This is a genomic window from Streptomyces sp. NPDC020731 (assembly GCF_044334705.1).
GTDB lineage: Bacteria > Actinomycetota > Actinomycetes > Streptomycetales > Streptomycetaceae > Streptomyces.
In genome coordinates, this window is the sequence record NZ_JBIRTN010000007.1 from 210959 (window position 1) to 233030 (window position 22072).

22 protein-coding genes are annotated in these 22072 nt (G+C 71.2%); 20 read left to right on the forward strand and 2 right to left on the reverse strand.

The window, feature by feature from the left end:
* The first annotated feature begins 36 nt into the window (after positions 1–36).
* A complete protein-coding gene (locus ACH4VX_RS13195; RefSeq protein WP_398367485.1) occupies positions 37–1455 on the forward strand; it encodes a sugar porter family MFS transporter in 1419 nt (472 codons plus the stop codon).
* A gap of 298 nt (positions 1456–1753) precedes the next feature.
* Positions 1754–2956 (forward strand): signal recognition particle-docking protein FtsY, encoded by a 1203-nt coding sequence (gene ftsY / locus ACH4VX_RS13200; RefSeq protein WP_398367486.1) that lies wholly within the window; start codon positions 1754–1756, stop codon positions 2954–2956.
* A 350-nt stretch (positions 2957–3306) separates the two neighbouring features.
* Here ftsY and ACH4VX_RS13205 read toward each other — a convergent pair whose 3' ends face one another.
* Entirely contained in the window at positions 3307–3975 is a 669-nt protein-coding gene (locus tag ACH4VX_RS13205; protein WP_398367487.1) for a bifunctional DNA primase/polymerase, read from the reverse strand.
* A gap of 446 nt (positions 3976–4421) precedes the next feature.
* Between ACH4VX_RS13205 and ACH4VX_RS13210 the strand changes: the two genes are divergently transcribed.
* From ACH4VX_RS13210 to ffh, 5 genes are all read left to right on the forward strand, one after another.
* A complete protein-coding gene (locus ACH4VX_RS13210) occupies positions 4422–5918 on the forward strand; it encodes a hypothetical protein (RefSeq protein WP_398367488.1) in 1497 nt (498 codons plus the stop codon).
* A 348-nt stretch (positions 5919–6266) separates the two neighbouring features.
* Positions 6267–7607 carry an ammonium transporter gene (locus ACH4VX_RS13215; protein WP_398367489.1) on the forward strand — a complete coding sequence of 447 codons (1341 nt, stop codon included), beginning with the start codon at positions 6267–6269 and terminating at the stop codon, positions 7605–7607.
* Positions 7604–7942, forward strand: coding sequence for a P-II family nitrogen regulator (locus ACH4VX_RS13220; protein ID WP_030231663.1), 339 nt, complete (start codon positions 7604–7606; stop codon positions 7940–7942). Before ACH4VX_RS13215 ends, ACH4VX_RS13220 begins: the two co-directional genes overlap by 4 nt.
* Before the next feature lie 43 nt (positions 7943–7985).
* Complete coding sequence (locus ACH4VX_RS13225) at positions 7986–10412, forward strand: [protein-PII] uridylyltransferase (protein ID WP_398367490.1); 2427 nt, start codon at positions 7986–7988, stop codon at positions 10410–10412.
* A gap of 83 nt (positions 10413–10495) precedes the next feature.
* Complete coding sequence (ffh, locus tag ACH4VX_RS13230) at positions 10496–12046, forward strand: signal recognition particle protein (protein WP_398367491.1); 1551 nt, start codon at positions 10496–10498, stop codon at positions 12044–12046.
* A gap of 61 nt (positions 12047–12107) precedes the next feature.
* On the opposite strand, the gene ACH4VX_RS13235 is transcribed toward ffh, so the two are convergent.
* Positions 12108–12959 carry a methyltransferase domain-containing protein gene (locus tag ACH4VX_RS13235; protein WP_398367492.1) on the reverse strand — a complete coding sequence of 284 codons (852 nt, stop codon included), beginning with the start codon at positions 12957–12959 and terminating at the stop codon, positions 12108–12110.
* A gap of 584 nt (positions 12960–13543) precedes the next feature.
* Here ACH4VX_RS13235 and ACH4VX_RS13240 point away from each other — a divergent pair.
* The 13 genes from ACH4VX_RS13240 (at position 13544) to ACH4VX_RS13300 (ending at position 22072) form a co-directional block, all read left to right on the forward strand.
* Positions 13544–14143 (forward strand): hypothetical protein, encoded by a 600-nt coding sequence (locus ACH4VX_RS13240; protein WP_398367493.1) that lies wholly within the window; start codon positions 13544–13546, stop codon positions 14141–14143.
* A 345-nt stretch (positions 14144–14488) separates the two neighbouring features.
* Positions 14489–14917 (forward strand): 30S ribosomal protein S16, encoded by a 429-nt coding sequence (gene rpsP, locus ACH4VX_RS13245; protein WP_398367494.1) that lies wholly within the window; start codon positions 14489–14491, stop codon positions 14915–14917.
* Between the two features lie 2 nt (positions 14918–14919).
* Complete coding sequence (locus tag ACH4VX_RS13250; protein WP_217162204.1) at positions 14920–15159, forward strand: RNA-binding protein; 240 nt, start codon at positions 14920–14922, stop codon at positions 15157–15159.
* A gap of 109 nt (positions 15160–15268) precedes the next feature.
* On the forward strand, positions 15269–15847 hold the full coding sequence (gene rimM / locus ACH4VX_RS13255; RefSeq protein ID WP_398367495.1) for a ribosome maturation factor RimM: 579 nt from the start codon (positions 15269–15271) through the stop codon (positions 15845–15847).
* On the forward strand, positions 15847–16680 hold the full coding sequence (gene trmD / locus ACH4VX_RS13260) for a tRNA (guanosine(37)-N1)-methyltransferase TrmD (protein WP_398367496.1): 834 nt from the start codon (positions 15847–15849) through the stop codon (positions 16678–16680). The genes rimM and trmD overlap by 1 nt, the downstream gene beginning before the upstream one ends.
* A gap of 133 nt (positions 16681–16813) precedes the next feature.
* Positions 16814–17164 carry a 50S ribosomal protein L19 gene (gene rplS / locus ACH4VX_RS13265; RefSeq protein WP_190098062.1) on the forward strand — a complete coding sequence of 117 codons (351 nt, stop codon included), beginning with the start codon at positions 16814–16816 and terminating at the stop codon, positions 17162–17164.
* Between the two features lie 45 nt (positions 17165–17209).
* Positions 17210–17941, forward strand: a complete 732-nt coding sequence (lepB, locus tag ACH4VX_RS13270; protein ID WP_398367497.1) for a signal peptidase I — start codon at positions 17210–17212, stop codon at positions 17939–17941.
* Positions 17934–19001, forward strand: coding sequence for a signal peptidase I (gene lepB, locus ACH4VX_RS13275; RefSeq protein WP_398367498.1), 1068 nt, complete (start codon positions 17934–17936; stop codon positions 18999–19001). The genes lepB (ACH4VX_RS13270) and lepB (ACH4VX_RS13275) overlap by 8 nt, the downstream gene beginning before the upstream one ends.
* On the forward strand, positions 18913–19902 hold the full coding sequence (gene lepB, locus ACH4VX_RS13280; RefSeq protein ID WP_398367499.1) for a signal peptidase I: 990 nt from the start codon (positions 18913–18915) through the stop codon (positions 19900–19902). Before lepB (ACH4VX_RS13275) ends, lepB (ACH4VX_RS13280) begins: the two co-directional genes overlap by 89 nt.
* Before the next feature lie 33 nt (positions 19903–19935).
* Entirely contained in the window at positions 19936–20712 is a 777-nt protein-coding gene (gene lepB, locus ACH4VX_RS13285) for a signal peptidase I (RefSeq protein WP_398367500.1), read from the forward strand.
* Positions 20702–21229 carry an NUDIX hydrolase gene (locus ACH4VX_RS13290; RefSeq protein ID WP_398367501.1) on the forward strand — a complete coding sequence of 176 codons (528 nt, stop codon included), beginning with the start codon at positions 20702–20704 and terminating at the stop codon, positions 21227–21229. Before lepB (ACH4VX_RS13285) ends, ACH4VX_RS13290 begins: the two co-directional genes overlap by 11 nt.
* A gap of 53 nt (positions 21230–21282) precedes the next feature.
* Positions 21283–21591, forward strand: a complete 309-nt coding sequence (locus ACH4VX_RS13295; protein WP_003965949.1) for a DUF2469 domain-containing protein — start codon at positions 21283–21285, stop codon at positions 21589–21591.
* 79 nt (positions 21592–21670) lie between these two features.
* Positions 21671–22072 (forward strand): YraN family protein, encoded by a 402-nt coding sequence (locus ACH4VX_RS13300; protein ID WP_398367502.1) that lies wholly within the window; start codon positions 21671–21673, stop codon positions 22070–22072.

The following is a 22072-nucleotide window of genomic DNA, read 5'->3' on the forward strand; positions in this document are numbered from 1 at the left end:
ATCCGGCGATGTTGCCGGTGGCCCGAGGAGTACAACGTGACCAGCACATCGCAGGCACCACAGTCAGGAGCCAAGGCGGCTCACCCCGAACATCTCGGGCACGTCGTCTTCATCGCGGCGGCGGCCGCCATGGGCGGTTTCCTCTTCGGCTACGACAGCTCCGTGATCAACGGTGCCGTCGAGGCCATCCGCGACCGCTACGACGTCGGCTCCGCCGCGCTCGCGCAGGTCATCGCCATCGCCCTGATCGGCTGTGCCGTCGGCGCCGCGACCGCCGGCCGGATAGCCGACCGCATCGGCCGCATCCGGTGCATGCAGATCGCCGCGGTCCTGTTCACCATCAGCGCCGTCGGCTCCGCGCTGCCCTTCGCGCTGTGGGACCTCGCCTTCTGGAGGGTCGTCGGCGGCTTCGCCATCGGCATGGCCTCCGTCATCGGCCCGGCCTACATCGCCGAGGTCGCCCCGCCCGCCTACCGCGGCCGGCTCGGCTCCTTCCAGCAGGCCGCGATCGTCGTCGGCATCGCCATCTCGCAGCTGGTCAACTGGGGCATCCTCAACGCCTCCGACGGCGACCAGCGCGGTGAGCTGATGGGCCTGGAGGCCTGGCAGGTCATGCTCGGCGTCATGGTCGTCCCCGCCGTCCTCTACGGCCTGCTCTCCTTCGCCATCCCCGAGTCCCCGCGCTACCTGATCTCCGTCGGCAAGCACGAGCGTGCCCGGCGGATCCTCGAAGAGGTCGAGGGCAAGGACATCGACCTGACCGCCCGCGTCACCGAGATCGAGTCGGCGATGCACCGTGAGGAGAAGTCCAGCTTCAAGGACCTGCTCGGCGGCAGCTTCTTCTTCAAGCCGATCGTCTGGATCGGTATCGGCCTGTCGGTGTTCCAGCAGTTCGTCGGCATCAACGTCGCGTTCTACTACTCCTCGACGCTGTGGCAGTCGGTCGGCGTCGACCCGACGGACTCGTTCTTCTACTCGTTCACCACGTCGATCATCAACATCGTCGGCACCGTCATCGCGATGATCTTCGTCGACCGCATCGGCCGCAGGCCGCTCGCGATCATCGGCTCCGTCGGCATGGTGATCGGCCTCGCCCTCGAGGCCTGGGCCTTCTCCGCCGACCTCGTCGACGGATCGCTGCCCGCCACCCAGGGCTGGGTCGCCCTGATCGCCGCGCACGTCTTCGTCCTCTTCTTCGCCCTGTCGTGGGGCGTGGTCGTCTGGGTCATGCTCGGCGAGATGTTCCCCAACCGGATCCGCGCCGCCGCCCTCGGTGTCGCCGCCGCCGCGCAGTGGATCGCCAACTGGGCCATCACCGCGAGCTTCCCCTCGCTGGCCGACTGGAACCTGTCGGCCACCTACGTGGTCTACACGGTCTTCGCCGCGCTCTCCATCCCGTTCGTCCTGAAGTTCGTGAAGGAGACAAAGGGCAAGGCGCTGGAGGAGATGGGCTGAGCAGCGGCCCGCCAAGCCCAGGGAGAAGGGCCCAAGTCCCCGCTGCCCCTCTCCCCGTACTGTTCACCGCCGTCCCGGCCGGGCCACCGCCCGAGCCGGGGCGGCGGCGCGTTTCCCGGGGCCAGGCGTCCATGTCGCCTTCGCGGACCCCACGCGTCCGATACCGGACGCGTTGTGCCCCCACCCTTGAGGGCTCCCCGCTCGGCACGGTGCCGAAAGCGGGCCGGCCCGGCGGGGCCGACGGCCCCGCGCGTACAACGAACGGCCTCCCGAGAGACCACGCCATACTGGGGCTGTTATGGACATCGTCATCCTTGCTGTAGTCATCGCCGTGGTCGTGCTCGGCACGCTCGGCGGGCTCATCGTCGGCAGCCGGCGCAAGAAGCCGCTGCCTCCGCCGCCGCCCGCCGCGCCCGACATCACCGCCCCCCCGGCCGAGCCGCACGTCGGCGAAGAGGCCGAGACGCCGCGGGAGGAACCGCGGCGCACCATAGAGGAGGTTGATCTTCCGGCGGGCGCCGGTCCCGTCGTCATCGAGGAACCGCCCGCCGCCGAGGCTCCCGAGATCGAGATCCCGGAGCCCACCGCCGGCCGTCTGATCCGGCTGCGCGCCCGTCTCTCCCGTTCGCAGAACGCCCTGGGCAAGGGCCTGCTCGTCCTGCTGTCCCGCGAGCACCTCGACGAGGACACCTGGGAGGAGATCGAGGACACCCTGCTCACCGCCGACGTCGGTGTGCAGCCCACCCAGGAGCTGGTCGAGCGACTGCGCGAGCGCGTGAAGGTGCTCGGCACCCGCACCCCCGAGGAGCTGCGCGGGCTGCTCCGCGAGGAGCTGATCACGCTGGTCGGTCCCGAGATGGACCGCACCGTGCACACCGAGAACGCGGCCGGCGGCCCCGGCATCGTGATGGTCGTCGGCGTCAACGGCACCGGCAAGACCACCACCACCGGCAAGCTCGCCCGCGTCCTGGTCGCCGACGGCAACACCGTGGTGCTCGGTGCCGCCGACACCTTCCGTGCCGCCGCCGCCGACCAGCTGCAGACCTGGGGCGAGCGGGTCGGCGCCCACACCGTGCGCGGCCCGGAGGCCGGTGACCCCGCCTCCGTCGCGTTCGACGCGGTCAAGGAGGGCAAGGAGATGGGCGCCGATGCGGTGCTCATCGACACCGCCGGCCGGCTGCACACCAAGACCGGCCTCATGGACGAGCTCGGCAAGGTCAAGCGGGTCGTGGAGAAGCAGGCCCCGCTGGACGAGGTGCTGCTCGTGCTCGATGCCACCACCGGTCAGAACGGCCTGGTGCAGGCACGGGTCTTCGCCGAGGTCGTCGACATCACCGGCATCGTGCTCACCAAACTGGACGGCACGGCCAAGGGCGGCATCGTGATCGCCGTGCAGCGCGAGCTGGGCGTGCCGGTCAAGCTGGTCGGGCTCGGCGAGGGCGCGGACGATCTGGCGCCGTTCGAGCCGGACGCGTTCGTGGACGCCCTCATCGGGGAGTGACACCCGGAGCCCGAGAAGAACCCGGCAGACGCGAGAAGCGCCCGCCCCCGAGCCGGTCGGGGGTCGGGCGCTTCGCCGTCCCCGGAGGGCGGATCACCGGCTCCGGGTGACCACGCCCTTGCCCGGTGTCCGCAGGACCGGGTCCTCGACCGGTGTCCGTCGGGACCGCGTTCTGACGGTGTCCGCAGGACCGGTCCTTCGACCGGTGTCCGCAGGACCGGGGCCCTGGCCGGTGTCCGTCGGGACCGCGTTCTGACGGTGTCCGCAGGACCGGTCCTTCGACCGGTGTCCGGCGTGGCCGGGTCCGTGCCGGTGTCCGCGGGGTCGCCGCGTGGCCGATGACCGGAGGTCTACGCCCCCGACCGGTGCGCCACGTACGCCAGCGTGCCCAGCAGCAGGCGGGCCTCGGGCGGGCGGTGGGACGCCGAGTCCAGGGCGGGGGAGCGGAGCCAGCGCACCGGGCCCAGGTCGCCCCGGTCGGACGGCGGTGCCGTGATGTGCGTACCGGGTCCGAGACCGCGCAGGTCCAGGGCGGCCGGGTCGTCCCAACCCATGCGGTAGAGCAGCTCGGGGAGCGCGGCGGCGGCGCCGGGGGCGACGAAGAAGTGGGCGCGGCCGTCCGGGGTGGCGGCGACCGGGCCGACCGGCAGGCCCATGCGTTCCAGCCGGGCCAGGGCGTGGCGCCCGGCGGCTTCCGCGACCTCGATCACATCGAACGCCCGCCCGACCGGCAGCATCAGTGAGGCCCCCGGGAACTCCGACCAGACCGCGGTCGCCTCGTCCAGCGGGGCCCCGGCGCGGATCACCGGCGCGAGGTCCAGCGGATGCGCGCCCGGTGCCCCGCAGTCGGCGCGGCCGCAGGAGCAGGCACCCGCGGCGGCCCGGACGCCCGGCACCACGTCCCAGCCCCACAGTCCGGTGTACTCCGCCACGACGGTGCCGTCCGAGGAGCGGCTCCGGCGACGCGTGCCGGACCGGATGTCGCGGATGCCCCGACTGATACCGATCGTGAAGCCCATGCCCCCTCCAACGGGTCCGGTGCGCCAATGGTCACGTAGCGAATGCAGAATGTGACTCTCTGTTTCCGACTTCCCGACGCGGCTCCGCTCAACCAGCGCCTCGAAGCGCCCGGGGTGGTGCGTCCGGCGGTGCGCGCCCCTCAGCGCATCGCTGCATCCGCTCTTGGTCGTCCTGTGTCAAGTGAATCGCGAGATGACAACGGTGAGTTCATTCGAAGGGGTGGCGAATGGTGGCGATTGCGGTTCCGCCATGGTGAGACGGGTGATCGTAGGGTTACTTTGTGTGCACGGCTTCTTGGGGCACATGCACTCGTGGGTATGCCGGAGGCAACTCGGCTTTCCGTTCGAAGGGTGACAACCGTCGGACGGGCGGCCCCGACGACCGGCATTCTGATAGGGCTTGGCGCACTCGGCGACAAGTGGTCTTCAGGGATGGGGGCGTTCCAGTGAGCGGCAACGGCGGTAGCGGGACGAACGCTGCGAGTACGGAGAAGCGTCCGAACGGGCTGCTCGCGTCGTGGTTCGTCCGCAGCGGCTGGTCCAAGGGTGAACTCGCCCGACAGGTCAACCGCAGAGCACGCCAGTTGGGCGCCAATCACATCTCCACCGACACCTCGCGCGTACGCCGTTGGCTGGACGGTGAGAACCCGCGCGAGCCGATCCCCAGAATCCTGTCCGAGCTGTTCTCCGAACGCTTCGGCGTCGTGGTCTCCGTCGAGGACCTGGGTCTGCGCAGCACCCGCCCGGCACCCTCCGCGACCGGTGTCGACCTGCCCTGGACGGGCCCGCAGACCGTGGCCCTGCTCAGCGAGTTCTCGCGCAGCGACCTGATGCTGGCGCGGCGCGGCTTCCTCGGGAGCTCGCTGGCCCTCTCCGCGGGCCCGTCCCTCATCGAGCCCATGCAGCGCTGGCTCGTCCCCTCCCCGTCCGCCACGCCGGCCCGGCCCGAGGCCGAACCGGTGTCCTCCGCCGCCCGCGCCCGCGGCCGGCTGTCCAAGCCGGAGCTGGACCTGCTGGAGACCACCACCGTGATGTTCCGGCAGTGGGACGCCCAGTGCGGCGGCGGCCTGCGCCGCAAGGCGGTCGTCGGACAGCTGCACGAGGTGACCGACCTGCTCCAGGAGCCCCAGCCCGAGGCCGCCACCCGGCGCCTGTTCAAGGTCGCCGCCGAACTCGCCGAACTGGCCGGCTGGATGTCGTACGACGTCGGGCTCCAGCCCACCGCGCAGAAGTACTTCGTGCTCGCCCTGCACTCCGCCAAGGAGGCCGGCGACCGGCCGCTCGGCTCGTACGTGCTGTCCAACATGAGCCGGCAGATGATCCACCTCGGCCGGCCCGAGGACGCCCTGGAGCTGATCCACCTCGCGCAGTACGGCAGCCGGGACTGCGCGAGCCCGCGCACCCAGTCCATGCTGTATGCGATGGAGGCCCGCGCCTACGCCAACATGGGCCAGCCCGGCCGGTGCAAGCGGGCGGTGCGGATGGCCGAGGACACCTTCGCCGAGGCCGACGAGTGGGACGAGCCCGACCCCGACTGGATCCGCTTCTTCTCCGAGGCCGAGCTGTACGCGGAGAACTCCCACTCCTACCGCGACCTCGCCTACGTCGCCGGCCGCAGCCCCACCTACGCCTCGCTCGCCGAGCCGCTGATGCGGCGGGCCGTGGAGCTGTTCGGCCAGGAGGGCGGCGAACACCAGCGTTCCTACGCCCTCAACCTGATCGGCATGGCCACCGTCCATCTGCTGCAGAGCGAGCCCGAGCAGAGCGCGGTTCTCGCCACCGACGCCATCAAGGCGGCCAAGAAGGTCCGTTCCGAGCGCGTCAACACTCGTATCCGAAAGACGGTCGACACCGCCGTACGCGACTTCGGGGACCTCGCCGACGTCGTGGAACTCAGCGAGCGGCTCGCGATCGAGCTGCCCGAGACCGCGGACGCGGTCTGACACTCCCGAGGTACCGCCAGGCCCCGGCCGCGGCCGGCCCTCCCGAACTGCCCGACTCGGCTCCCCCATGCCAGGTCATTCGGAGGCCGACCGCGGCCGGTTGTGTGCCTCCCCGGCCACGGCTCACCACCGGGCACCGAAGGTTGCGCCACGATAACGATCGGCGCGCCCCGGATCCGGCAGTTCATCGACCCGTAACACGCCGGGTGCCTTCGTCACGGCGGCGAAACAACGAGGGGCTTCCACCGAAACGGCGCTGCGCCAATCTCATGGCGCATAACCGGCCCACCCCTCAATCCGCTCGAGGCTTCGCCCGCACGGGGCCGTACCAACGACGAGGAGACGCCGATGGCATCAGCCATCACCCTGGCCGCAGACGGGCCCACGCTGTCCGCCGCCAACACAGGGTTCATGCTCATCTGTTCCGCCCTGGTGATGCTCATGACCCCGGGCCTGGCCTTCTTCTACGGAGGCATGGTCCGCGTCAAGAGCACGCTGAACATGCTGATGATGAGCTTCATCAGCCTGGGGATCGTCACCGTCCTGTGGGTGCTGTACGGCTTCTCCATGGCGTTCGGCACCGACTCCGGGGGCGTCATCGGCTGGAACTCCGACTGGGTCGGCCTGAGCGACATCGGCCTGACGGAACTCTGGGACGGCTACACCATCCCGGTCTTCGTCTTCCTGGTCTTCCAGATGATGTTCGCCGTCCTCACGCCCGCGCTGATCAGCGGAGCGCTCGCGGACCGCGTGAAGTTCACCGCGTGGGCGCTGTTCATCGCCCTGTGGGCCACCGTCGTCTACTTCCCGGTCGCGCACTGGGTCTGGGGCGCCGGCGGCTGGGCCTTCGAGCTGGGCGTCATCGACTTCGCCGGCGGTACGGCGGTCCACATCAACGCCGGTGCCGCCGCGCTCGGTGTGATCCTGGTGATCGGCAAGCGCGTCGGCTTCAAGAAGGACCCGATGCGCCCGCACAGCCTCCCGCTGGTCATGCTCGGCGCCGGTCTGCTGTGGTTCGGCTGGTTCGGCTTCAACGCCGGTTCCTGGCTCGGCAACGACGACGGCGTCGGCGCCCTGATGTTCGTCAACACCCAGGTCGCCACCGGCGCCGCGGTCCTCGGCTGGCTCGCCTACGAGAAGATCCGCCACGGCGCGTTCACCACGCTGGGCGCCGCCTCCGGCGCGGTCGCCGGTCTGGTCGCCATCACCCCGGCCGGCGGCGCGGTCTCCCCGCTCGGCGCGATCGCCGTCGGCGTCATCGCCGGTGTGCTGTGCGCCATGGCCGTCGGCCTGAAGTACAGGTTCGGCTACGACGACTCCCTCGACGTCATCGGCGTCCACCTCGTCGGCGGCATCCTCGGCTCCCTGCTCATCGGCTTCTTCGCCACCGGCAAGGGCCAGTCCGACGTCGCGGGCCTCTTCTACGGCGGCGGCCTGGACCAGTTCTGGAAGCAGTGCGCCGGTGTCTTCGGTGTCCTCGCCTACTCCCTGGTCGTCTCCGCGGTCCTCGCCTTCCTCCTCGACAGGACCATCGGTATGCGAGTCTCCGAGGACGACGAGGTGGCCGGCATCGACCAGGCCGAGCACGCCGAGACCGCATACGACTTCAGCGGCGCCGGCGGCGGCGCGGCCCGCACCGCGGCCACCGCCCCCGCCGCCCCGGCCGAGAACAAGAAGGTGGACGCATGAAGCTCATCACCGCCGTCGTCAAGCCGCACCGGCTCGACGAGATCAAGGAGGCCCTGCAGGCCTTCGGAGTGCACGGTCTGACCGTCACCGAGGCCAGCGGCTACGGCCGCCAGCGCGGCCACACCGAGGTCTACCGCGGTGCCGAGTACACCGTCGACCTGGTGCCCAAGATCCGCATCGAGGTACTGGTCGAGGACGACGACGCCGAACAGCTCATCGACGTCGTGGTCAAGGCGGCCCGCACCGGCAAGATCGGTGACGGCAAGGTCTGGTCGATCCCGGTCGAGACGGCCGTACGGGTGCGGACCGGCGAGCGCGGTCCGGACGCGCTCTGACGCGGACGAACGGAACAGGAGTCGCCGGGTGACGGGAACGGACATGCGCAACGAGGCAGAGGACTCGGGACCCAGCGGCTACGCGGCGGCCCGGCTGCGCCTTCTCACCGAGAAGGCGCGGTCCGGGCCGCCGCGCCGTGCCGCCCTCGCGGACCTCACCGACAACTGGCTCGGCGGGCTGTTCGCGGCGGGCGCCGAAGGGGCGCGCGGGGTGTCCCTGGTCGCCGTGGGCGGCTACGGGCGCGCGGAACTCTCCCCACGCAGCGACCTCGACCTGCTCCTGCTGCACGACGGCACCGACCCCGAGGCGGTCGCCGCCCTCGCGGACCGCCTCTGGTACCCCGTCTGGGACCTGGGCCTCGCCCTCGACCACTCCGTCCGCACCCCGGCCGAGGCACGCAGGACAGCGGGCGAGGACCTCAAGGTGCAGCTCGGGCTGCTGGACGCCCGGCACATCGCCGGTGACCTCGGCCTCACCACGTCACTGCGCACGGTGGTCCTCGCCGACTGGCGCAACCAGGCGCCGAAACGTCTCCCCGCCCTGAGGGAGCTGTGCGAGGAACGCGCCGAACGCCAGGGCGAACTGCAGTACCTCCTGGAACCCGACCTCAAGGAGGCCCGCGGCGGACTGCGCGACGCCACCGCCCTGCGCGCCGTCGCCGCCTCCTGGCTCGCCGACGCCCCGCGCGAGGGCCTCGCCGACGCCCGCCGCCGGCTCCTCGACGTACGGGACGCCCTGCATCTGACGACCGGCCGCGCCACCGACCGGCTCGCGCTCCAGGAACAGGACCAGGTCGCGGCCGAACTGGGCGTGCTCGACGCGGACGCGCTGCTGCGGCAGGTCTACGAGGCCGCGCGGGTCATCGCCTACGCCGGGGACGTCACCTGGCGCGAAGTGGGACGCGTACTGCGCTCCCGCGCGGTACGGCCCCGGCTGCGCGCCATGCTGGGGGGTGGGAAGCAGGCCCCCGAGCGGTCGCCGCTGGCCGAAGGGGTCGTGGAGCAGGACGGCGAGGTGGTGCTCGCCCGCACCGCGCGCCCCGACCGCGATCCCGTGCTCCCCCTGCGCGCCGCGGCCGCCGCCGCCCAGGCCGGACTCCCGCTCTCCCTGCACGCCGTACGGCGCATGGCGGCCGGCGCGCGCCCGCTGCCCGCACCGTGGCCCGCCGAGGCCCGTGAGCAGCTCGTCACCCTGCTGGGCTCCGGGCGCCCCACCGTCGAGGTCTGGGAGGCGCTGGAGGCGGAGGGCCTGGTCAGCCTGCTGCTGCCGGACTGGGACCGGGTGCGCTGCCGCCCGCAGCGCAACGCCGTGCACCTGTGGACCGTCGACCGGCACCTCATCGAGACCGCCGTGCGCGCCTCCGCGTTCACCCGCCGCGTCAGCCGCCCCGACCTGCTGCTGGTCGCCGCGCTGCTGCACGACATCGGCAAGGGCTGGCCCGGCGACCACTCGGTGGCCGGCGAGGTCATCGCCAGGGACGTGGCCGCCCGCATCGGCTTCGACCGGCACGACGTCATCGTGATCGCCGCACTTGTACGCCATCATCTGCTGCTCGTCGAGACCGCCACCCGGCGTGACCTGGAGGACCCCGCCACCGTACGCGCGGTCGCCGACGCCGTCGGCACCCAGGGCACCCTCGAACTGCTGCACGCCCTCACCGAGGCGGACGCCCTCGCCACCGGGCCGGCCGCCTGGTCGTCCTGGCGCGCCTCACTCGTCGCCGACCTGATCGAACGGGTCTGTGCCGTGCTGTCAGGGGGCGCCCCGGAGGGGCCCGAGGAAGCCGCGCCCACCGCGGAACAGGAGCGCCTCGCGATCGAGGCCGTCGCCACGGGCGCGCCGGTGCTGTCCCTGCGGGCCCGGGCCGAGCCGCCCACCGAACCCTCCGGCGACCCCGAGCCGCTGGGCGTGGAGCTGCGCATCGCCGTGCCCGACCAGGAGGGCGTGCTGCCCGCCGTGGCCGGGGTGCTCGCCCTGCACCGGCTGACCGTACGGACCGCCGAGCTGCGCGCGGTGGACCTCCCGGACGGCGTGGACGGCTCCGTGCTGCTGCTGGACTGGCGGGTCGCCGCCGAGTACGGCTCCCTGCCCCAGGCCGCCCGGCTCCGTGCGGACCTCGTACGCGCCCTCGACGGCACCCTGGACATCGCCGGCCGCCTCGCCGAACGGGACGCCGCCTACCCGCGCCGCCGGGGCGTGGTCGCCCCGCCGCCGCGCGTGACGGTCGCCCCGGCCGCCTCCCGGCACGCCACCGTGATAGAGGTCCGCGCGCAGGACGCGCCGGGGCTGCTGTTCCGGATCGGACGGGCGCTGGAGGACGCGGCCGTACGGGTGCGCAGCGCGCACGTCTCCACGCTCGGCGCGAACGCCGTGGACGCCTTCTACGTCACCGGCCCCGACGGCACGCCCCTGCCCGCCGAGGAGGCCGTGGCGATGGCGCGGAAACTGGAGGAGACGCTGCGTGGGTGAGGACACTCCGGTGTTCCGCCGCGCCGGGATACCCTGGAGGGCGATTCCCCAGCCTGTCTCCGACTCCGAGGACCGACGCCGCCGTGTTCGATACTCTTTCCGATCGCCTTTCAGCGACCTTCAAGAACTTGCGCGGCAAGGGGCGCTTGAGCGAAGCGGACATCGACGCCACGGCGCGTGAGATCCGCATCGCCCTCCTCGAAGCGGACGTGGCGCTGCCCGTCGTCCGCACGTTCATCAAGAACGTCAAGGAGCGCGCGCTCGGCGCCGAGGTCTCCAAGGCGCTGAACCCCGCCCAGCAGGTGCTGAAGATCGTGAACGACGAGCTCGTCACGATCCTGGGCGGCGAGACCCGTCGGCTGCGCTTCGCCAAGCAGCCGCCGACCGTGATCATGCTGGCCGGTCTGCAGGGAGCCGGTAAGACCACCCTCGCGGGCAAGCTCGGCCGCTGGCTGAAGGAACAGGGCCACTCGCCGGTGCTGGTCGCCGCCGACCTCCAGCGCCCCAACGCCGTCAACCAGCTGAGCGTCGTCGCCGAGCGCGCGGGAGTCGCCGTCTACGCGCCCGAGCCGGGCAACGGCGTGGGCGACCCGGTGAAGGTCGCCAAGGACTCCGTCGACTTCGCGCGGACCAAGGTCCACGACATCGTGATCGTGGACACCGCCGGCCGCCTGGGCATCGACCAGGAGATGATGCGGCAGGCCGCGGACATCCGGGACGCGGTCTCGCCCGACGAGATCCTGTTCGTCGTCGACGCGATGATCGGCCAGGACGCCGTCAACACCGCCGAGGCGTTCCGCGACGGCGTCGGCTTCGACGGCGTGGTGCTCTCCAAGCTCGACGGTGACGCGCGCGGTGGTGCGGCCCTGTCGATCCGGCAGATCACCGGCAAGCCGATCATGTTCGCGTCCAACGGTGAGAAGCTCGACGAGTTCGACGCCTTCCACCCGGACCGGATGGCCTCCCGCATCCTCGACATGGGTGACCTGCTCACGCTGATCGAGCAGGCGGAGAAGACGTTCAGTCAGGAAGAGGCCGAGAAGATGGCCTCCAAGCTGGCGTCGAAGAAGGGCCAGGACTTCACCCTGGACGACTTCCTGGCCCAGATGGAGCAGGTCCGGAAGATGGGCAGCATCTCCAAGCTGCTCGGCATGCTCCCCGGCATGGGCCAGATCAAGGACCAGATCAACAACCTCGACGAGCGGGACGTCGACCGCACGGCCGCGATCATCAAGTCGATGACCCCGGCCGAGCGCCAGGAACCGACGATCATCAACGGCTCGCGCCGTGCTCGTATCGCCAAGGGTTCCGGTGTCGAGGTCAGCGCGGTGAAGGGCCTGGTCGAGCGGTTCTTCGAGGCCCGCAAGATGATGTCCCGCATGGCTCAGGGCGGCGGCATGCCGGGGATGCCCGGGATGCCGGGCATGGGTGGCGGTCCGGGCCGGGCGAAGAAGAAGCAGAAGCAGGCCAAGGGCAAGCAGCGCTCCGGCAACCCGATGAAGCGCAAGCAGCAGGAGCAGGAGGAGGCCGCGCGCCGCGCCGCCGCCGCGGAGGGCGGCAACGCCTTCGGCCTGCCGCAGCAGGGCGGCAAGGACTTCGAGCTGCCCGACGAGTTCAAGAAGTTCATGGGCTGAGCCGACTCGCCGGTGTGCCGCTGGGGCGTCCCTCGTCGGAGGGGCGCCCCGGCGGCGTTTCTCAGGGCACGCGCGCGACGAGGTACCGGAACACGTTCGGCATCCACACGGTCCCGTCCTGCCGCTGGTACGGGTGGAGGGCCTCCGTCAGCTCCTTGTCGACCTGCACCTGGTCCGTGGCCGTGACCGCCGGGTCGAACAGGCCGGTCGACTTCAGGCCCCGTACCGCGCTGTCCATGTCGGCGTAGCCGAACGGGCAGGCCACCCGCCCGGAGCCGTCCGGCCGCAGCCCCGCCCGCGCGGCGACCCGTTCCAGGTCGTCGCGGCCCGTGGGGCGCCAGGCGCCCGCGCCGCGCAGCGGCTCCGCCAGTTCGGTGGCCACCCGGAGCACGGACGCCGTGGCGCACCGCTCCGGCGGGCCCCAGCCGGCCAGCACCACCGCCGCTCCGTGCCCGGCGAGCGGCACCGCCTCGGCGAGCAGCTCGCCCAGCCCCTCCGCGTCGCCCGCGAGGCAGCCGATCGGCTGGAAGGCGGTCACCACGGTGTACGTGTCCGTGCGGGCGGCCTGCGCGGGCGAGCCGTGCACGACGACCCGGGTGTCGTCACGCGTGCGTGCGTCCCGTACGTCGGGCAGCAACCGCTCCCGGGCGAGGGCCAGCCGGTCGGCACAGGTGTCGACACCGGTGACCGCGGCACCGCGCGAGGCCGCCATCAGCAGGGCCAGCCCGGAGCCGCAGCCGAGGCCGAGCAGTCGTGTCGCGGGCCCCACGGCCAGTCGCTCGTGGACGGCCTCGTAGAGCGGTACGAGCATCCGCTCCTGGATCTCGGACCAGTCACGCGCGCGTGCACGCAGGTCCGCACGGGGGACGGCCCCCGTGCGAGGCAGGTGCTGCCGCACGAGCGTAGGTGTCATAGGTAAGCGCCCCAATCAGCCGAGAGTTGCCGCAGTGTCCGATCCCCTGGCCCCCGTGCAGTGCGCCCCGCACACCCCCCGTATGCCAGGAAACTCCGCCCTCGTCGTGTCGTCCAGTGGAATGCGGCGACGGCTTGGTAGTCGCCTGTGCCAGTGGCAAGAACTCACATTCCGGTGATCGCGGGCCGTACGGTCCGCCATGGCGAAGGCACCCGTACGCCGATTCCGGCCAAGGTCGACGGGACCGGGAGTGGCTTGTGGTGGGGCGGTGCGCGGTGCCGGGGGAGGACCCGGTAACGTCGCGCCCGTGGCGGGCCCGCCGAGCCGGACGCCATGTCCCCGCGAGAGCGACCGAAACGCCTCTTGCGCATTCGCGAGCCTCACGCGCACCGGCGCGCGGAGACCGCTCACGCGCGGGGCGTACGTCAGCCTACGCACCACCTTGAGATGAGCTGCGAGGCTTCTCCGCAGATCAGCGCACCCGTACTCGTCAGGACGCATCAGCGGCAACTGACGGGTACGTGCAAATTATTTGGGATGCCCCGGAATCGGAACACAGAGGCACCCAGGCTCGTTGTCATTACGTGAGCACGACACAGACACCACCTGTTCTCGCCGCAGAGCTGGCGCAGGCGTGGGCCGACATTCAGCGGTACCACCCCGAGCTGCCCGATCTTGCCGCGCCCGAGTCCCTGATCGGGGAGTCGTCGTCCGCGTGCGGTCACGAACTCTCCTTCGAACGACTGCTGCACGAGGCAGTCCACGGCGTCGCCGCCGCGCGCGGCGTACGCGACACATCCCGCGCCGGCCGCTACCACAACCGCAGATTCCTCGCGATCGCCGAGGAGCTGGGCCTGGACCATCCCGATGAACCGCACCCCAGCAGCGGCTTCTCACTGGTCACGCTCACTCCCGAGGCGAAGCGCCGCTACCGCCCGACGACGGAGCGCCTCCAGCGCGCCCTGAAGGCCCACTCCGCGGCGACCGCGGGGGACACGGCCCGCAGCTTCCGCGGACCGGCCGCACGGCACGGCTCCTCCGGGGGCGGTGTCCGCGTCAAGGCCGTCTGCGACTGCGGCCGCAACGTCCGTGTCGTCCCCTCGGTCCTCGCCCAGGCCCCCATCGTCTGCGGGGGCTGCGGCAAACCCTTCCAGATCCCGGAAGTAGTAGCGGCGGCAAGCTGATCGTCTCCGGCATCTCGTGGGTGTCGGAGACGCGGGATGCCGTCGCTCGCGCCGCGACCGCGGGCAGTCGTGCCGCTGGGGCGGCACAGGCGGGCGCGGCGTCCCGCAGACGCCGGGCTGCGCGATCCACCCCGGCCCGCGCCGCCGCCGGGTGCCGGTGAAGCGCGCCCACCCCTCCGTCAGGCGCGCCCCGCCGGGTGTGGCACAATGGCTAGCTGTACTCGACAGTCGCACAGGACCCCTCTCTCCTCCGGCTGACGCGTCCATCGGGCACTCGGGTACCGCAACCCCACGCGGCACATCTCGCCGTGCCCAATCACGTCAATTCCAGGAGAACCCACTCCCGTGGCAGTCAAGATCAAGCTGAAGCGTCTGGGCAAGATCCGTTCGCCTCACTACCGCATCGTCGTCGCCGACTCCCGCACCCGTCGTGACGGCCGTGCGATCGAGGAGATCGGCAAGTACCACCCGACGTACAACCCGTCGGTGATGGAGGTCGACGCCGAGCGCGTGGCGTACTGGCTCGGTGTCGGCGCCCAGCCGACCGAGCCCGTGCTCGCCATCCTGAAGAAGACCGGCGACTGGCAGAAGTTCAAGGGCGAGCCCGCCCCGGCTCCGCTGCTCCAGGCCGCCGAGAAGTCGGCCCGTCCGTCCTTCGAGGCACTCGGCGGCGACGACGAGGGCAAGGGTGAGGCGATCACCCAGAAGAAGAAGGCCGAGAAGAAGGACGAGGCCGCCGCCGCGTCCTCTGCGTCTGCGTCGACCGAGGCCTGAGCATGCTCGAGGAGACTCTCGAGCACCTCGTGAAGGGCATCGTCGACAACCCTGACGATGTACAGGTCGCCTCGCGCGACCTGCGTCGCGGCCGCGTGCTCGAGGTCCGGGTCCACCCGGACGACCTCGGCAAGGTGATCGGCCGCAACGGTCGCACCGCACGTGCTCTGCGTACCGTCGTGGGCGCCATCGGCGGCCGTGGTGTCCGCGTCGACCTCGTCGACGTGGACCACGTCCGCTGACGCCAAACGCAGCACCGGCTCGGGCCGGGGAGGGCCACTGGGCCGTCCCCGGCCCGCAGTCGTACGAGCCGTGAGCGGCTCGTCGCAGTTCGACAGGAGATCAAGCACAGTGCAGCTGGTAGTCGCTCGCATCGGTCGCGCCCATGGCATCAAGGGCGAGGTCACCGTGGAGGTCCGCACCGACGAACCGGAACTGAGGCTCGGGCCCGGTGCCGTCCTGACCACCGACCCCGCCTCCGTCGGGCCGCTCACCATCGAGACCGGCCGCGTCCACAGCGGCCGCCTCCTGCTGCGCTTCGAGGGGGTCCGCGACCGCAACGGCGCCGAGGCCCTGCGCAACACCCTCCTCATCGCCGACGTCGACCCGGCCGAGCGGCCCGAGGACGAGGACGAGTACTACGACCACCAGCTGATCGACCTCGACGTCGTCACCAAGGACGGCGAGCAGATCGGCCGGATCACCGAGATCTCGCACCTGCCCACCCAGGACCTCTTCGTGGTCGAGCGCCCCGACGGCACCGAGGTGTACGTGCCGTTCGTCGAGGAGATCGTCACCGAGATCGACCTGGAGGAGCAGCGCGCGGTCATCGACCCGCCGCCCGGTCTGATCGACGACCGCGCGGACCGCGACGAAGTCGCCGACGGACCCAGTGGGTCCGCGCGGGGCGCCGCCGAGGAAGAGGCGTAATGCGGCTCGACGTCGTCACGATCTTCCCCGAGTACCTCGAACCGCTGAACGTCTCCCTCGTCGGCAAGGCACGCGCGCGCGGACAGCTCGACGTGCACGTGCACGACCTGCGCTCCTGGACGTACGACCGGCACAACACCGTGGACGACACCCCGTACGGCGGCGGCCCCGGCATGGTGATGAAGACCGAGCCGTGGGGTGACGCGCTCGACTCGGTCCTGGCGGACGGCTACGAGACCGGCTCCCGCGAACCGGCCCTGATCGTTCCCACCCCCAGCGGCCGTCCCTTCACCCAGGAACTGGCCGTCCAGCTCTCCGAGCGCCCCTGGCTGGTCTTCACCCCGGCCCGCTACGAGGGCATCGACAGCCGTGTCATCGACGAGTACGCCACCCGGATGCCCGTGTACGAGGTGTCCATCGGCGACTACGTCCTGGCCGGCGGCGAGGCGGCGGTCCTCGTCGTCACGGAGGCCGTCGCACGGTTGCTCCCCGGCGTCCTCGGCAACGCCGAGTCGCACCGTGACGACTCCTTCGCACCCGGGGCGATGGCGAGCCTTCTGGAGGGCCCCGTCCACACCAAGCCGCCGCAGTGGCGCGGGCGCGGCATCCCGGACGTACTGCTCAGCGGCCACCACGGGAAGATCGCCCGCTGGCGGCGTGACGAGGCGCTGCGCCGCACCACCGCCAACCGGCCCGACCTCATCGAGCGCTGCGACCCCGAGGCCTTCGACAAGAAGGACCGCGAGATGCTGTCCGTCCTGGGCTGGGAGCCGGACCCCGCCGGAGAGTCGTACGGCCGATTTTGGCGCAGGACCGACGGCGTGGAAGAATAGGCCGCTGCCGTGCGTCGTCCGGTGTGCGCCCCTGCCGCAGGGGGACACGACGCCCGCCCCGAACCGCACGGCATCGATCCCAGCCTCTAGTTGCCGTTGATGACCTGCGGCATCAGCGAAGAAAGCAGACGAAATGTCTCACCTGCTCGACTCCGTCGACTCCGCGTCGCTGCGCAGCGACGTCCCCGCCTTCCGTCCCGGCGACACGGTCAACGTCCACGTGCGCGTCATCGAGGGCAACCGCTCCCGTGTGCAGCAGTTCAAGGGCGTGGTCATCCGCCGTCAGGGCGCCGGCGTGCGCGAGACCTTCACGGTCCGCAAGGTCTCCTTCTCCGTCGGCGTCGAGCGCACCTTCCCGGTGCACACCCCGATCGTGGAGAAGATCGAGCTCGTCACCAAGGGTGACGTCCGCCGCGCCAAGCTGTACTACCTGCGCGAGCTGCGCGGCAAGGCGGCGAAGATCAAGGAGAAGCGCGAGAACTGAGCGCTTTACCGGCGTCATATCGGGGCCGGATAGCATCTGGCCCCGATGGACACCGAAGCACAGCCGACGGAGCGCGACCGCTCCCTCCCCCCGACCGGCCCCGAGAACACCTCGGGGCCGGCGGGTCCGGAGGGGCGGTCGCGTTCCGCATTGGTGCCACGCCTCACGCCATGGCTGCCCGGCGGGCGGATTACCCTGACCCTGTTGCTCTGCCTGTTGTTCCTGCTGGCGGTGAACACGTTCGTGGCGCGGCCGTTCCAGATCCCCAGCGGATCGATGGAACACGGATTGAGGGTCGGGGACCGCGTGCTCGTAAATAAGTTGGCGTACCGCTTCGGCACCGGGCCGCAGCGCGGCGACGTGGTGGTGTTCGACGGCACCGGGTACTTCGGTGACGCCGACTACATCAAACGGGTCGTCGGGGTGGGCGGGGACCACGTGGTCTGCTGTGACGGGGAGGGGAGGATCCGGGTGAACGGCCGGTCGGTCGACGAGTCGGGCTTCCTGTTCCCCGGCGACAGTCCCTCCACGGTGTCCTTCGACGTCGTCGTGCCCGACGGGCGCCTGTTCGTCCTCGGGGACCACCGCGGCGACTCCAGCGACTCCCGTGACCACCTCGGCTCGCCCGGCGGCGGCATGATCCCGGTCGACACCGTGATCGGCCGCGCCGACGGGATCGTCTGGCCCTTCGACCACGCCACCCGGCTGCACCGGCCCGACGCCTACGCGCGCGTGCCCGCCCCGGCGACGAACGCGGCGGAGGGCGCCCATGGGTAACCGCGGTAAACCGCGCGGCGTCCCGGACAGCGCCGCGGAGAACCTGCTGCCCACCGGCTTCCGCCGCACGGCCGGACCGGGCCCCGGACGCAGCCGGGCCGAGCGGCGCAAGCTCCAGCGCAAGGTCAAGCGGCGTCGCAGGCGCAGCGCCGTCAAGGAGATCCCCCTCCTCGTGGGGGTCGCCGTCGTGATAGCGCTGGTGCTGAAGACGTTCCTCGTCCAGGCCTTCGTCATCCCGTCCGGCTCCATGGAGCAGACGATCCGGATCGGCGACCGGGTGCTGGTCGACAAGCTCACCCCGTGGTTCGGCTCCAGGCCGCAGCGCGGGGACGTCGTCGTGTTCAAGGACCCCGGCGGCTGGCTCCAGGACGAGCAGACCACGCCGAAGAAGGACGACCCCGTCGGGATCAAGCAGATCAAGGACGGGCTCACCTTCATCGGACTGCTGCCGTCCGAGAACGAGAAGGACCTCATCAAGCGGGTCGTCGGCGTCGGCGGCGACCGCGTCCAGTGCTGCGACAAGCAGGGCCGGGTCACCGTCAACGGCGTCCCCCTGAACGAGGACTACCTGTACCCCGGCAACGCCCCGTCCACGACTCCGTTCGACATCACCGTCCCCGAGGGGCGGCTGTGGGTGATGGGTGACCACCGGGCGAACTCCGCCGACTCCCGTTCCCACCAGGACACCGACTACGGCGGCACGGTCTCCGAGGACGAGGTGGTGGGCCGGGCCATGGTCATCGCCTGGCCGCTCGGCCACTGGAGCACGCTGGAGGAACCGACGACCTACGCGTCCGTGTCGGACTCGGCGCCGGGGTCGACCGCTGCCGCCCCGCTGTCGCATAGGGTTGCCCCGGACGGTCCCGATGGAATGGTCCAGCTCCCGAGCCCTGCGGAACTCCCGCTCGTTATGGGAGTGGTGGGCCTGCGCCGGGCATGGCGCGGGCGGCGGCAGAGAGTGAGGAGTTGGCGTGGGGGATGCGGCGGTTGGCGCACGGTCCGGGCGCGAGGGCGAGGAGCACCGCGGGCGTCCCGTGGAGGCGGCCGGCCCGGCGGCTGACGACTTCGTGACCTTCGGGAAGGACTCCCCGGCGGGGGACGGCGACGGACCGGGAGACGGGCAGCCTCCCACGGCGCAAGGCGGTTCGGGCGACGGCACTCCCCAGGCGAAGCAGCCCCGCTCCTTCTGGAAGGAGCTGCCGATCCTGATCGGTATCGCGCTGGTGCTGGCGCTGCTGATCAAGACGTTCCTGGTGCAGGCGTTCTCCATCCCCTCCGACTCGATGCAGAACACCCTCCAGCAGGGTGACCGGGTGCTCGTCGACAAGCTCACCCCCTGGTTCGGCTCCGAGCCCGAGCGCGGTGAGGTCGTCGTCTTCCACGACCCCGACAACTGGCTGGCGGGCGAGCCGACCCCCGACCCGAACCCCCTGCAGAAGGTCCTCAGCTGGATCGGTCTGATGCCGTCCGCGGAGGAGAAGGACCTGATCAAGCGGGTCGTCGGCGTCGGCGGTGACACGATCGAGTGCAAGGGCACCGGGCCGCTGACGGTCAACGGCAAGGCGCTGAACGAGCCGTACGTGTATCCGGGCAACACCCCGTGCAGCCAGGACGACCAGGGCGGCCAGTTCAAGGTGAAGGTCCCCGAGGGCCACATCTGGGTCATGGGCGACCACCGTCAGAACTCCCGGGACTCGCGGTACAACCAGGCCGACAAGAACGACGGGTTCGTCCCCGTGGACAAGGTCGTCGGCCGCGCCGTCGTCATCGCCTGGCCGATCAACCGCTGGACCAACCTGCCCGTCCCGGACACCTTCGACCAGCCCGGCCTGGCCGCCGGATCGTCGTCCGCCGCGGTCCTGGCGGCCGCGCCCCAGGGACTCGCGCTCGCGGGCGCGGTGCCGCTGGTGCTCTGGCGGCGCCGGCGGTACGGCGTCGGAGAGGGCCGCCGGGAGGGCTGACCCGGTCCGGTACTGCCGGGTAGGGTGCCGCCCATGAGTGGTCAGAGCACGACGCGTACGGTCCCCGGCAACAGCGGCTCGGGCCCCGCCCGGGCGGGTGGCCGGACCGGGCAGCGGCTGTCCGGGCTGGCCGTGGCCCTGGGGCTGGTGCTGTTCCTCGGCGGATTCGCCTGGGGAGCGGTGCTGTACCGGCCGTACACCGTGCCCACCCCGTCGATGGCGCCGACGATCGGTGCCGGTGACCGGGTGCTGGCCGAGCGCATCGACGGCGGTGACGTCCGCCGCGGTGACGTCGTCGTCTTCACGGACACGACGTGGTCGGACCTTCCCATGGTGAAGCGGGTGGTCGCCGTCGGCGGTGACACGGTCTCCTGCTGCCAGGACGGCAAGCTGGAGGTCAACGGCAAGGAGATCGACGAACCGTATCTCTCCGAGGGCACGGCGGCCGAGTTCGGCGCCATCCCCGAGGTGACCGTACCGAAGGGGCGTCTGTTCCTGCTCGGTGACGAGCGCTCCGGGTCACTGGACTCCACGGCTCATCTGACCGACGCCGCCGGCGGCACCGTCTCCCGCGGCGCGGTCCAGGCCAGGGTCGACGCCGTGGTCTGGCCGATGAACGGCATGCTCCAGGCACCCACCGGTTTCGAACAGCTCGGTGCGCTCTCCTCGCCGGGGCCGTTCAGGACCGTCGTCGCGCTGGTGATCGCCGGTACCGTGCTCATTTTCGGCGGGGCCGCGTACGGTCCCTTCGCCAAGCGGGCGGGCGCGTCCCGGGCCCGGGCCAACGCGGGGACCGCCGGTGCCCGCTGAGCCCGTTCCGGCGGTCGAGGACTCCTGTGCGGGCGGACCGCGCAGGGTCGCCCGGGTCGTCCTGCTCGACCCGCGGGACCGCATCCTGCTGCTGCACGGCCATGAACCGGACGACCCTGCCGACGACTGGTGGTTCACGCCCGGCGGCGGTGTGGAGGGCGACGAGACCCGTGAGCAGGCCGCCCTGCGGGAACTCGTCGAGGAGACCGGCATCACCGAGGTCGAGCTCGGGCCCGTGCTGTGGCGGCGGAGGTGCTCCTTCCCGTTCGCCGGCCGCCGATGGGACCAGGACGAGTGGTACTACCTCGCCCGCACCACCCGGACCACGATCGGGGCCACGGCGCTGACCGAGCTGGAGCGGCGCAGTGTCACCGGAGCACGCTGGTGGACGTGCCCGGAACTCGCTCGGGCACGTGAGACGGTGTATCCGACCAGACTCGCCGGGCTGCTGCGCACGCTGCTCGACGAAGGTCCCCCGGCCGGACCTGTGACCCTGGACACCGAAATCGTCCAGTGACTCCCGGGACTGGCGCACAATGGTGGGATCGCACGGCTGAAGGGGAACATGCCATGAGCGCCGAGGACCTCGAGAAGTACGAGACCGAGATGGAGCTCAAGCTCTACCGGGAGTACCGCGATGTCGTCGGTCTGTTCAAATACGTGATCGAGACCGAGCGGCGTTTCTATCTCACCAACGACTACGAGATGCAGGTGCACTCGGTCCAGGGTGAGGTGTTCTTCGAGGTGTCGATGGCGGACGCCTGGGTCTGGGACATGTACCGGCCGGCCCGGTTCGTGAAGCAGGTGCGCGTGCTGACATTCAAGGACGTGAACATCGAGGAGCTCAACAAGAGCGATCTGGAGCTGCCGGGCGGGTGACCGGCGTGCTCGTGCGGGTGACGGAGTTGTCCACAGCCGCCGAGTTCTGCACCAAGATCCACTCCGTCGGGCGGGATGCGTGACCGTTGGCGCCGGAGGTGGTGCCGACATGAACGCACATCACGCACGCGGCGCACTCGGCAGGTACGGCGAGACATTGGCCGCACGGCGGCTGACCCGGTCCGGGATGACGGTCCTGCAGCGCAACTGGCGCTGCGGCAGGACCGGCGAGATCGACATCGTGGCCCGGGACGGGGACGCCCTGGTCGTCTGCGAGGTGAAGACCCGCAGGGCAGGGCCCTTCCAGCACCCCATGGAAGCGGTCACGCCGGCCAAGGCCGACCGCTTGCGGGGCCTCGCCGAACGCTGGCTCCAGGAACACGGGGGAGCGCCGCCCGGCGGGGTCCGCATCGACCTGGTCGGCGTGCTGCTGCCGGCCCGCGGCGCACCCGTCGTCGAGCACGTCCGGGGGGTGGCCTGA